The organism is Nocardiopsis sp. LOL_012 (assembly GCF_048060475.1).
Lineage (GTDB): Bacteria > Actinomycetota > Actinomycetes > Streptosporangiales > Streptosporangiaceae > Nocardiopsis.
The window spans coordinates 49,062-61,654 of sequence record NZ_JBHMIV010000003.1 but is presented as its reverse complement, the minus strand read 5'-3'; the positions used below and the strand labels follow the sequence as shown (position 1 = coordinate 61,654).

At 72.2% G+C, this 12,593-nt stretch carries 10 protein-coding genes; all 10 read left to right on the top strand.

Annotation, left to right across the window (positions count from 1 at the left end; translation table 11 throughout):
- Positions 1-362 precede the first annotated feature (362 nt).
- The 10 genes from ACFHWE_RS02895 to ACFHWE_RS02850 all read left to right on the top strand — a co-directional run bounded on the left by ACFHWE_RS02895 (position 363) and on the right by ACFHWE_RS02850 (position 12,593).
- Positions 363-1,652: a citrate synthase gene (locus ACFHWE_RS02895; RefSeq protein ID WP_416598973.1), complete on the top strand. Its 1,290-nt coding sequence runs from the start codon at positions 363-365 to the stop codon at positions 1,650-1,652.
- A 195-nt stretch (positions 1,653-1,847) separates the two neighbouring features.
- A complete protein-coding gene (locus ACFHWE_RS02890; RefSeq protein ID WP_416598972.1) occupies positions 1,848-2,558 on the top strand; it encodes an HdeD family acid-resistance protein in 711 nt (236 codons plus the stop codon).
- 218 nt (positions 2,559-2,776) lie between these two features.
- Positions 2,777-3,991, top strand: a complete 1,215-nt coding sequence (locus ACFHWE_RS02885) for a hypothetical protein (RefSeq protein WP_416599112.1) — start codon at positions 2,777-2,779, stop codon at positions 3,989-3,991.
- A complete protein-coding gene (locus tag ACFHWE_RS02880) occupies positions 3,988-6,315 on the top strand; it encodes a tetratricopeptide repeat protein (protein ID WP_416598971.1) in 2,328 nt (775 codons plus the stop codon). The genes ACFHWE_RS02885 and ACFHWE_RS02880 overlap by 4 nt, the downstream gene beginning before the upstream one ends.
- Positions 6,316-6,332: 17 nt before the next feature.
- Complete coding sequence (locus tag ACFHWE_RS02875; protein WP_416598970.1) at positions 6,333-7,553, top strand: PP2C family protein-serine/threonine phosphatase; 1,221 nt, start codon at positions 6,333-6,335, stop codon at positions 7,551-7,553.
- Positions 7,554-7,622: 69 nt separating this feature from the next.
- Positions 7,623-8,336 (top strand): FHA domain-containing protein, encoded by a 714-nt coding sequence (locus ACFHWE_RS02870; protein WP_416598969.1) that lies wholly within the window; start codon positions 7,623-7,625, stop codon positions 8,334-8,336.
- Between the two features lie 6 nt (positions 8,337-8,342).
- Positions 8,343-9,791: a hypothetical protein gene (locus ACFHWE_RS02865; protein ID WP_416598968.1), complete on the top strand. Its 1,449-nt coding sequence runs from the start codon at positions 8,343-8,345 to the stop codon at positions 9,789-9,791.
- A 40-nt stretch (positions 9,792-9,831) separates the two neighbouring features.
- On the top strand, positions 9,832-10,665 hold the full coding sequence (locus tag ACFHWE_RS02860; RefSeq protein WP_416598967.1) for a glutamate ABC transporter substrate-binding protein: 834 nt from the start codon (positions 9,832-9,834) through the stop codon (positions 10,663-10,665).
- An 83-nt stretch (positions 10,666-10,748) separates the two neighbouring features.
- Positions 10,749-11,048 (top strand): DUF6221 family protein, encoded by a 300-nt coding sequence (locus ACFHWE_RS02855; protein ID WP_416598966.1) that lies wholly within the window; start codon positions 10,749-10,751, stop codon positions 11,046-11,048.
- A gap of 87 nt (positions 11,049-11,135) precedes the next feature.
- A complete protein-coding gene (locus ACFHWE_RS02850) occupies positions 11,136-12,593 on the top strand; it encodes an SDR family NAD(P)-dependent oxidoreductase (RefSeq protein WP_416598965.1) in 1,458 nt (485 codons plus the stop codon).

Here is a 12,593-nt window from a genome sequence, read left to right as displayed (position 1 = left end):
GCATTCGTACACGTGCGTGGGGTGTCCGCGGCCCCGTCTCCGCGCCGGGTGCCGGGGCGCTCGGGGGACCGCTAGGAGAGGTCGCGCGGCACGGGTGACCCCGGTGCCGTCGATCCCGTCCCAGGGAGATCACGGAGTAATCGGCGTTCGGCAAAGTTTGTAAATCTTCACCTTGCGGTAATTCTTATCACGTCCTGGGTATGTGTTGCATGTCACCTGTTCGTGAATCGGTGAAACTTATATGATTTTGCTTAACCGCCGTTTAACAAAACAGAACACCAACGAGTGAACACGGTCACGGTGGCCACCGCCCCGTGCCGTGCACCTCACGTATCCCCCGCCTGGAAAGGTTGACCTCGGGCATGAGCGAAGACGACAAAGAGCGCACGGTAGAGCTCCACTACGAGGGCGGAACGCTGACACTTCCGGTGTTCACCGGTACCGAGGGTGAGCGCACCATCGAGCTGAAGACCCTGCTGGGCTCGACTGGTATGACCACCCTGGACCCGGGGTTCGGCAACACCGCTTCGTGCAGCTCGAAGATCACCTACATCGACGGAGCCGCCGGCATCCTGCGCTACCGCGGGTATCCCATCGAGGACCTCGCCGTGGGCAGCAGCTTCCTTGAGGTCGCCTACCTGGTGATCTACGGTGAACTGCCGGAGCCGGGCGCGCTCAAGGAGTTCTCCGACAAGCTGCGTGAGAACGCCGACATCCCGGCGGAGATGAACACCCTCATCGACGCGATGCCCCGCCAGGGCCACCCCATGTCGCTGCTGGCCGCCGCGGTGAACACGCTCGCCGCCTACTATGCCGACAGCGCCGACCCGTCCGACGAGAACCAGGTGGAGACCGCCACGATCCGGCTGTTGGCCAAGCTGCCGACGATCGCGGCCCGCATCTACCGCAACTCCATCGGCGAGAAGCCGATCGAGCCGAACGACTCCCTCAACTACGTCGAGAACTTCATCCGGATGACCTTCGGCGACAAGGCCGCCGACGGTGAGCTGGGCGACCTGTTCGGCAAGGCCGTCGACCTGCTGCTCATCCTGCACGCCGACCACGAGCTGAACTGCTCCACCGCCACCGTGCGCGTGGTCGGTTCCTCGCAGGCCGACATCTACGCGAGCATCGCCTCGGGTGTCAACGCCCTGTCCGGCCCGTCCCACGGCGGGGCCAACCAGGCCGTGCTGGAGATGCTGGAGGAGATCCGTGACTCCGGTACCAGCATCGACGACTTCCTGGAGCGGGTGAAGGCCCGCGAGGTCCGCCTGATGGGCTTCGGACACCGCGTCTACAAGAACTTCGACCCGCGAAGCAAGGAGATCAAGGGTCTGGCCAGCCAGATCCTCGACCGCGACGAGAACCCCGACGAGCTGTTCTCCCTGGCTCTCAAGCTTGAGGCCGCCGCGCTCGCCGACCCCTACTTCACCGATCGCAAGCTCTACCCGAACGTCGACTTCTACACCGGCGTCATCTACCGCACCATGGGCTTCCCGACCAACATGTTCACCGTGTTGTTCGCGCTGGGCCGCCTGCCCGGCTGGATCGCCCACTTCCGCGAGCAACTGCACGACCCGGCCTTCCGGATCGCGCGTCCGCGTCAGCACTACATCGGGTCCGGCGAGCGCCGCTACCCCGGCCAGGGCTGACCGCCCGCCGCCTACGCCCGCTCCCGGCTCCGGGAGCGGGCGTTCGCCGTTCCGGGACCGGGCGGGTTCGGCGCATACCGTCCTTTGGCCCTGCCTTGGTGCCCTGTCGGCCGTCGGTGTGCGACCTTGGGGTCAGCGCACACCGTAGTCCCGTGATCACGGGACCACGAAGTCGGGGTGCGGGGAGGCTGAGAGATGGTCCGGTACGTGCTCGCCGGTGACCTGTTCGCGCAGACGAGCCGGAACTGGTGGCTGATGGTCCTGCGCGGGACCGCCGCCGTGCTCTTCGGCCTGCTCGCGATCCTGTGGCCCGGCCCGACCCTGGTGGCGCTGGCCGTGGTCTTCGGCGCCTTCGCGCTGGTCGACGGCTGCTTCCTGGCCGCGGCGGCCCTCCGCGCACCCCGCGGGTCCCGTGCGGGAACGGCCGTGCGAGCGGCGCTCGGCATCGTCCTGGGCCTGGTAGCGCTCCTCTGGCCGCTAGCGGCGCTGGTCGCCCTGGTGTTCGTCATCGGCTTCTGGGCCGTCCTCACCGGCGTCTTCGAGATCATCACCGCGGTGCGGCTGCGCGCCCACATCAGCTCCGAGTGGCTGCTGGTCTTCGTCGGCGCCCTGTCCGTCGTGTTCGGCCTGCTGCTGTGGTTCTGGCCCCTGGTGGGGGCCGAGGTCCTTCTCCTGGCGGTGGGGGTCTACGCGGTCATCCTCGGCGCGGTGCTCGTGGTGGCCGGTCTGCGGCTCCGCGGCGCCTCCGGCCAGGGGGCCGGTACCCGGGAACGGGCCGCCGACACCGGGACCGCCGACACGGGAACCGGCGGCGCCGAGGAGCGGCAGTCCGGAGGAGGGGGCCGACACCGCGCGCCGGGACGGCGGGCGCGTCCCCCCGAAGAGTTTCCCGAGGACCCGGCCTGACAGGTCGGCCACCCGCACGGACCGTTTTCCGGACACGCTACGCCTCACAGCGCTCATGACGGCAACTCCGGCATTCCCTTGTGGTTCGGGGGCGCTCCCGCCAGACTCGTCCTAGCGGATATCGGATCACCGGTCGTCGGCGAGCGGCGCGGACACGGGTGTGCGACAGGGGGAGTGCGGGGAAGGTGGGCGGCGCACCCGGGGCGGAGAGCACCCCGATGAGCTGGGAGGGCATCGACCACGCGCTCAACCGGGTGCGCGGTGAGGCCGACCGGATCACCCTCGACCTCGCGGACCTGGACCGCCGTATCGTCCACCGGATGCCCAAGGCCACGGACCTGGCCGGACGCACCCGCGAGCGCTGGGAGTCCGTGGAGGAGCACGTCCACGGCCTGCGGGACCTCACCTCCGCCCTCCGGGACGTCGTCGACCGCGCCACCGGACTGCGTGCCACCGCGGACCCCGCGAGCCGGACCGAGATCGGCCGCCTCCTCGACGGGCCGTCCGTGGCGGCACCGCTGGGTCCGATCACCTCCGCCGAGGCCGTCGCCCGGATCTGTGCCCACTACTCGGTGGTCACCGAGACCGTCTCCGCCGTGGAGACCGCCTGGGACGCCCTCGGCCCCCGGATCACCGAGCTCGACGCCGTGTGGAACGACATCGGCACCCTCGCCGACATGGTCGGACTCGACAGAACCGAGTACGACCCGCTCGGGGCCGCCGTCTTCCACCAGGCCGAGGTGGTGCGGTTCGACCCCCTCGCCCTCGTGGACGACGGGCGTGTGGACACCTCCGCCTTGGAGCGCCTGCGCGGACGGCTCGAACGCACCCGCGGGGAACTGCGCGACGCCCTGCGCATGCGCGACTCCTACGACGAGAACGTCACCCGCCTGCGCTACGCGGTCGACGACGTGGCGGCGGTCCTGAGCCGGGCCCGCAGCCTGCGGGCCACGGTCGTGGCGAGGATCTCCCGCCCCGCTGCGCCCGACGTCCCCGATCCCGTGCCCGACCTGCGCGCGGCCGTCGCGGACCTGGACCGCCTGCGCGACGCCGGGCGCTGGCGCGACCTCGGTACCCGGCTGGGAGAACTCCAGCGGGACATCCACGAGGCGACGGACACCGCCCGCGAACGGGAGGCCGCCCTCACCGGTCTGCTGGAGAGCAGGGCGCGGCTCCGCGGCCGCCTGGACGCCTACCGCTCCCGCGCCGTCCGTGCCGGGTGCGCCGAGGACGGCCGTCTCGCCGGGCTGCACGGCGAGGCGCACTGGGAGCTGTGGAGCACACCGTGCGACCTGCCTGCGGCCACCGAGACCCTGTCCTCGTACCTGCGCAGGCTCCGGGAACTGGTGGAAACCACCTCTTCCGAAGGCAGAACCATCCTCGGTCCGGCGGCATCGGACGATGAAAGCGATGGCGGTGGTGTGATCAGATGACGACGTGCACTGCGCCGGGCTGCGGTGGCCCGGTCGAGGACGGGATCTGCGGTGTGTGCGGACGTCCCGCCGTCGGCCTCCCCCCTCCCGGGGGCCGTGGGCGCTCCGCCCCCGACACCGTCGTCGAGCAGTGGCTCTCCTCCGGCCCCGCCGGGCCCGACCCCGTCCGCTCCCACCCGATCTCCTCCGGCGACGTCCGGATCTCCGGCCGGTCGGGCCCCGGCGCGCCGACCGGGAACGGCGGGGCCCGGGGCGGGGTCTCCTTCACGGGCCGGTCCCTCCCGCGCCCCATCCGCGGCATGCTCGGCCTGGGGATGGTCGAGATGCCGGCCGTCCCCTACCGGGAGCCCTCCGAGGCGGTCCTGTCCGAGCCCGTGGTCGCGGAGAGGAACCGGTTCTGCGGCAACTGCGGGGAGAGGGTGGGCCGGTCGCGGGGCGACCGCCCGGGACGGGCCGAGGGCTACTGCACCGCCTGCGGGACCCCCTTCTCCTTCACCCCCAGGCTCGCCCCCGGGGACATGGTCGGCGGACAGTACGAGGTGCTCGGCTGCCTGGCACACGGCGGACTCGGCTGGATCTACCTGGCGAGGGACCGCAACGTCAACGACCGGTGGGTGGTGCTCAAGGGCCTGCTCAACGTCGGTGACGCCGAGGCGCACAAGGCAGCCGCCGCCGAGCGTGCGTTCCTGTCCGAGGTCGAGCACCCCAACATCGTCAAGATCATCAACTTCTCCCAGTACCCCGATCCGCGCACCGGCGTCCCCGTCGGCCACATCGTCATGGAGTACGTCGGCGGGAGGTCGCTGCGCCAGTTGCTGACCGAACCCGGGGAGGCCGCCGCCGGCCGGGGGGTCCTCCCCCTCGACCAGGTCATCGCCTACGGCCTGGAGAGCCTGCGGGCCCTGGGCTACCTGCACTCCAAGGGGCTGCTCTACTGCGACTTCAAGCCGGACAACGTCATCCAGGGCGAGGAGCAGATCACGCTCATCGACCTGGGCGGCGTGCGCCGGGTGGACGACACCGGGAGCCCGGTGTACACCACGCCCGGATACCGCGTCCCGGAGGAGGAGCTGCGCGGCCCCGGCCCCTCCGTCAGCTCCGACCTGTACTCGGTGGGACGGACCCTGGCCGTGCTCGCCTTCCGGTTCGACGCCGTGCGCACGTACCAGTACGCCCTTCCGCCCCGATCGTCCGTGCCGCTGCTCCAGCGCCACGAGTCCTTCGACCGGCTGCTGCGCCGGAGCACCCACATCGAACCCGAACTGCGCTTCCACGACGCGGGCGACATGGCCGACCAGCTCACCGGAGTCCTGCGCGAGGTGCTGTCCGAGATCAGGGGCACGCCCCACCCCGCCCCCTCGACGCTCTTCGGCGGGGAGAACCACACCGTGGGCACGAGCGCCCGCGACGCCGACCTCATGCTCGTCCCGCCCTCGCCCACCGAGGCGGCCGCGCTCCTGCCCACCCCGCTGATCGACCCCGGGGACCCGGCCGCCCAGCACCTGCGCGGCTTCTCAGCGCTGTCCTCGGACGAGTTGGTCCACACCCTGCTGGGGATGGCCTCCCCGACCCCCGAGACCCTGCTCGCGCTGTGCCGGGCCCTGATCACCGCGGGCCGCTTCGGCGAGGCCATGGACGCCCTCCAGCGGTTCAGCGAGCGGGTCCCCGGCGACTGGCGCACCATGTGGTACCTCGCCGTCGCCGAACTCGGCACCGGCCGCTTCCACGAGGCGGGCGACCACTTCGACCGGCTCTACGACCACCTGCCCGGGGAGAGCGCCCCCAAGCTCGGCCTGGCCATCGCCGCGGAGCGGACCGGAGACCACAGGACCGCCGCCGACCAGTACCGGACCGTGTGGGGCACCGACCACTCCTTCGTCAGCGCCGCGTTCGGACTGGCGCGCATCCGCCTCGCGCAGGGCGACCGGGCCGCCGCGATCGCCGTCCTGGACACGGTGCCCGAACTGTCCAGCATGTACATTCACGCCCAGACGGCACTCGTATCCGTCCTCGCCGCCCGGCACCCCGCCACGGAGGTCGGGGACTTCCTGGAAGCAGGCCGACGGCTGGAACGGCTCGGACTGGACGCCGAGACCTCCGACCGCCTGGGCGTCAGGGTGCTGGAGAGCCTCCTCTCCTGGCTCGGCCCGGACGGCCGGGCACCGGGGGGCGAGGAGATCCTGGGCGCCCCACCGACCGAGGACGGGGTACGTAGCAACCTGGAGCGCCGCTACCGGGCCCTGGCGCACCGTGCCGAGACGGTACGGGAGCGCCACGAGCTCATAGACAAGGCCAACTCCCTACGCCCCGTGACACTGCTGTGAGGAACGAGGGAACCGCGATGACCAAGGTGCGCACCTGCCCCGCGTGCTCCGACAGGGTGGCCGCTGGTGACGCCTTCTGCGAAGGGTGCGGACGCACCCTTCCGGGCGAGATCAGGGACGCCCCCGCCGAGAGCCCCGGCGCGGCGATCACCGCACCGCAGGTGAGCCTGTCGGGCTCGGTCGGCGACGCCGCGGGGGACCGTCCGGGGCTGGCGCCGGACGAGGGCGCCCCCACCGCACCGCAGGTGAGCCTGGCCGGTGGGGCCTCCGTCCGGGACGAGGACGCCACGGTGACCCGTGACCTCTGGCGCGGCCCCGCGGACGGCGCCCCCGCCGCCTCGGCAGACCCCGCCGTGTGCGTGTGGTGTCCGGGCCGGGTGCGGGACGGCTACTGCGACGCCTGCGAGCGCCTCCAACCCACCGGACGCGACCACGTCGCCGTGCGTGTCCCCGGCGCGGTCGGCGTCAGCGACCGGGGGCTGCGGCACAAGCGCAACGAGGACGCCATGGCGGTCCGGGTGCTGGACACCGGCGCCCCCGGCACGGTGGTCGCCGTGGTCTGCGACGGGGTGTCCAGCTCCCCCCGGCCCGACGAGGCGTCCAGGGTGACCGCCGAGACGGGCGCCGAGGTCCTCGCCGAACGCGTCCGCCGGGGAGAGGACCCGCGGGAGGCGACCGGCGCGGCGATGGTCGAGGCCGCCCAGGCCGTCGCCGCGATCGCGGAGTCACCCGGTTCCGCGCCCGCCTGCACCTTCGTCTCGGCGGTGGTGCGCCCCGATACCGGAGAGGTCACGGTCGGATGGGTCGGTGACAGCCGCGCCTACTGGGTCTCCGACGGTCCCGGCTCCAGCGCCTCCGCACTGCTCACCAAGGACGACTCCTGGAGCGAGGCCATGGTGGAGGCCGGGGTGCTCTCCCGGGAGGAGGCGATGCGCTCGGCCAACGCCCACGCCCTCGTCGCCTGGATGGGTGCCGACTCCGGCAAGGTCGACGCGCACATCTCCACCGTCACGCCCTCCGGCCCCGGTGCCGTGGTCCTGTGCAGCGACGGCCTGTGGAACTACTACCCCGAGGCCGAGAAGCTGGCTGCCGCCGCGCCCGGAGCGGCCACCGCGCCCGAGGCCACCGCCCGCCGGTACGTCGATCTCGCCCTCGCGGCCGGTGGCAAGGACAACATCACCGTCGTGGTCGTCCCCGTCCCCGAGGGGTGGGGCAGACCCGGCGGCAGAGAACACTGAATGCTTCCCGGGCCCCGGGGCGGTCGCGCACGGCGCCGCTTCGGGGCCCTCGGGTAGGAGTGACCCCCCATGCCCAGTTGCCCCTCAGGGCACGTGTCCGCCGCCCCCGACCTCTGCGACGTCTGCGGCCTCCGCCTCCAGGAGGCCACACCGCCCCCTCCGGCCCCGCGGCCCTGGAACGGTCCGTCGACGGCTCCGCCGCACACCGAGTCGCAGGCGGCTTCGCAGCCGTGCGCCGACGGGCCCCGGGGCGGCCCCTGCCCGGACTGCGGTACGTCCCGGGCCGGCCGGTTCTGCGAGGAGTGCGGTTTCGACTTCGCCTCGCAGTCCGAGGACCGGTACCCGCGCCGCCCCGGCCCGGACGGGGCCCTCGCCGATGTGCGCTGGCGGGCGATCGTGTCGCCCGACCCGGCCTACTACCAGTACATGGTCGACCGGGGCATGATCGACCCCGCGCAGATCGCCTATCCCGTACAGCGTGCGCAGCGTAGGCTCACTCTCCGGGGTGAACGGGTACATATCGGTCGGCGTAGCAAGTCGCGCGGTCTCACCCCCGAGATCGACCTGGGGGGCCCTGAGGGCGATCCCGCGGTCTCCCACGAACACGCGGTCCTGCTGCCCCGGCTCGGAGGGACCTGGTCCCTGCTCGACGCCGGTTCGACCAACGGCACCACCATCAACGGAACCACCGACCCCATCCCCCGCAACGTGGAGGTTCCCCTGTATGACAGCGACAGGATCTACGTCGGAGCGTGGACAGTCATCACCATCCAGAGGGGATGAGCGCCGGTGACCCGTCCCGGCGCCGGAGAGCGCGTACCGGTGCGCCGCCGGGCCTCGACCCCGCTCCGGGTGTGGACCCTGACCGGAGTGTGCGTCGCCGCGATCGCCGGACTCTTCTCGTCGTCGGCCCTGGCTCTGGGGCAGGCACGCGACGGGCTGTACGTCCTGGGCCGTGACGCCGGGCCCCGGGCGATGGCCACCACCGACCTCTACCTGGCCCTGGCCGACATGGACGCCCGGGTGGCGGACGTACTCCTCATGGGGACCGACCACGACCTGGGCTCCGGCCGCGAGGACGCCCTGGAGCGCTACGGGTCCAGCCGCGACCGCGCCAACGAGGCGCTGCTCCAGGCGGCCTCGCTCACCGAGGGCGACAGCGTGGAGGAGCGCAACGTCCAGGAGGTCCTCGACGGGATGGGGGACTACGAGCGCCTCGCCACCCAGGCGCGCCTGTTCAACGACCAGGCGGAGGCGCCCCCGGGGGAGGTGGACGCGGTGGCGCTGGCGGAGTACCGCCGCGCGACCAGGCTGATGCACACCGAACTGCTGCCCAAGGCGTTCAACCTGGGGCTGGACTCCTCGGCCATCGTGCGGCGCAACCACGGGGACGGACAGCGCTCCGTCGCTCTGGGCCTGGTGTGGGTCTGCGGGTCCGGCACGGCGGCCCTCGCGTCGCTGGCGGGGCTCCAGCTCTACTTCCGCGCGCGGTTCCGGCGCCGGTTCAACCCGCCGCTCCTGGCGGCGACGGCCGGGACGGTCGCCCTCACCGTCGGGGTGGTCCTCGTCCTGAACGCGGGCAGCGGGCACCAGCATGACGCCAAGGAGGAGGGGCTGGACGCCGCCATGGCGCTGGCGCGGGCCGGCGCGCTCGCCACCGACATGCAGGCGGATCAGAGCCGCTACCTCGCCGACCCCGGACAGGCCGACGCCTACCAGCAGGTGTACCTGGAACGGGCCCAGCAGATCCTGTTCCGTCCCGCGGAGAACCTCGACGCCTACTACGCGCGGGTGGACGAGGTGGCCGCCGCCTACCCGGACCTGCCGGGAGGACGGGAGGAGGGCGGTGACCCGGGCACGCTGGGCTACCTCGGGGAGCGCGCACAGGAGGCGATCCTGCCGGGACAGGAGCACGAGGACGCGCTGGCCGAGGTCCTGGAGTGCTACGACCGGCTCCAGGAACAGGACGGTGCGCTCAGGGAGGCCGCCCGTGAGGGCGACACGGACACGGCGATCGCGGTGCGGATGGCGATCGCCGACTCCGGGAACGGCACCTTCCCGGACTGCCAGAGCGCGTTGGATGGGCTGACCGAACTGCACGTGGAGGCGTTCCACGAGGGGATCGAGAGGGGAGAGGCGGTGCTGTCGCTGTGGGCGTGGCTGCCGACGGCCGGATCCCTGGCCCTGCTCGGCCTGGTCCTGCTGGGGGTCCGGCCCCGGCTCGCGGAGTACCGGTGAGGCCGGGAACGCCGATCCGTCCGAGAGAGGGGAGAGGAGTATGGGAGTGCGATGCGGACGCGGGGCGGCGGCCTCGGCGATGGTACTGGCGCTGGGGGCGTCGGCCTGCTCGGCACTGGTCGCGGAGCCGCCGTCGGTCCTGGACGGGGCGACGCTCACCGTGGGGGTCAAGTACGACCAGCCCGGCCTGGGACTGGAGGGGCCAGACGGTGAGCTCACCGGCTTCGACGTGGATGTCGCCCACTACCTCGCGGAGCGGATGGGCTTCCCCCCGGAACGGGTGGAACTGACCGGGGTCACCTCCGCTGAGCGGGAGAAGGTGCTCGTCGGCGGTGAGGTGGACATGGTGGTGGCGACCTACTCCATCACTCAGGCGCGCAAGACCGAGGTGACGTTCGGCGGTCCCTACTACGTGGCCCAGCAGGACCTGATGGTGGCCGCCGACGACACCGGCATCCAGGGTGTGCACGACCTGGAGGGGCGCAGGCTCTGCCAGGCCCGGGGGTCGTACTCGCCGACACGGGTCACCGAGGGGCTCGGTATCGGTGCCGAACTCGTGGAGGCGCCGAGCTACAGCGCGTGCGTCGACGCGCTGCGGGAGGGCGAGGTGGACGCGGTGTCCACCGACGACCTGATCCTCGCGGGTTTCCTCGCGCGGGAGCCCGAGGCTTTCCGCCTGGTCAACAGCCCGTTCACGCAGGAGAAGTACGGTGTCGGACTGCCCCACGGGGACGTGCGGGCCTGCGAAGCGGTCAACAAGGCGATCACCGAGATGTACCAGGACGGCACCGCCGAGGGGCTGCTGGAGACCTGGTTCGGCGACAGCGACCTGGAGGTCCTCACGAGCGTTCCCCAGTTCGAGGGGTGCGTCTGACCCGGCGCGTGGCCCGATGCGGGCCTATCACAGATACTAAACCGAACGCATGAGGACAGTGTGGACAGGAGGGGAGCCGTCCGTTGACGATCGTGGAGTTCCTGAACGCTCGGCTGGACGAGGACGAGCGTGCGTCCAAGGCCGTTCCCGAGGGGTCCCGGGGACGGGACCGGGCGCTGGCCGAGGTGGCGGCCAAGCGCAGGATCGTCCAGGGGTACACCCGGGCGCACTCTCAGAGCATGCGCAGCATCGACCCCTCCTCACGGCCCTCTCCCGGCGACGGGGACCCGTGGGCGGAACTGCTCGCCTGGCGGCTGGCCCTCAAGTACCTGGCCTCCGTGTACAGGGGCCACCCCCGGTTCGACCCCTCCTGGGAGGAGTAGCGGGCCCAGCCATCGCGGTCCCCGGGTGCGCGTAGGGTTCCTCTTGGCCCCGCCCAGGGGCGCACGAGGACAGCGGTGGAGCCAGCGGTGACGGAAACGACGACGGAGACGGCGGGGATCGACCCGGAGCACCTGAGGGTGTGCCTGGAGGTGCTCCAGCGCGCGGAGGGGCTGCCGAGCCGGCATCCGGACTCACTCGCCCTGCAACGGGCCACCGCCAAGCTCTTCAAGAGCCTCAAGGCCAACCGGCGCCGGGAGCGCAGGGCGGCGGAGAAGGCGCACGACGACGCCGTCCTGGCGGCCACCGCCACCGCGGCGCCGGACCGGATCGACGACGAGACCAACGGCCGCGCCCTCACCGGTACCGCGACCGGAGCGCTGGCCGGAGTCCTGCGCAGGCCCCGGCCCTGCTACGTCTGCAAGCAGAAGTACACCGAGGTCGACGCCTTCTACCACCAGATGTGCCCGCCGTGCGCGGACCTCAACAGGCGGCGCCGCGCCGCGCGCACCGACCTGACCGGCCGTCGGGCCCTGCTCACCGGCGGCCGCGCCAAGATCGGGATGTACATCGCCCTGCGGCTGCTCCGCGACGGCGCGCACACCACGGTCACCACCCGCTTCCCCAAGGACGCCGTGCGCCGGTTCGCGGCCATGCCCGACAGCGACCGGTGGCTGCACCGCCTCCGGGTGGTCGGCATCGATCTGCGCGACCCCGCCCAGGTGCTCCGGCTGGCCGACTCCGTGGCCGAGCAGGGGCACCTGGACATCCTGATCAACAACGCCGCGCAGACCGTCAAGCGCGCGCCGGGCTCCTACGGGCCGCTGGTGGCGGCCGAGGCGCTGCCGCTCACCGGTGAGGGCCTGCCCCGGCCGCTGGTCCTGGGCGGGGTGCGGCCCCACGCCCTGGAGGGGGCCGACGGGGAGGGGACGGTGCCGGGCGGTGCGCGCTTCACCCCGGAGATGCTCGCCTCGCTGGCGCTGACCACCGGCTCCGCCTCCATGGAGCGGGTGCGGCAGGGTACGGCCATCGACGCGGGCGGGCTGGTGCCGGACCTGGCCCCCGTCAACAGTTGGACGCGCAAGGTCGGCGAGGTCGACCCGGTGGAGATGCTGGAGGTGCAGCTCTGCAACGTCAGCGCGCCGTTCCTGCTCGTGGACCGGCTGCGCCCGGCGCTGGCCGCCTCCCCGGCCCGGCGCACCTACGTCGTCAACGTGTCGGCGATGGAGGGCGTGTTCGGCCGCGGCTACAAGGGGCCGGGCCACCCCCACACCAACATGGCCAAGGCCGCGCTGAACATGCTCACCCGCACCGGCTCCCAGGAGATGCTGGAGACCGACGGCATCCTCATGACCAGTGTGGACACGGGCTGGATCACCGACGAGCGCCCGCACCCGGACAAGGAGCGCATCGCCGGGGAGGGCTTCCACGCGCCGCTGGACCTGGAGGACGGCGCGGCGCGCGTGTACGACCCGATCGTCCGCGGTGAGCTGGGCGAGGACCTGCACGGCTGCTTCCTGAAGGACTACGCCCCCGCCCAGTGGTAG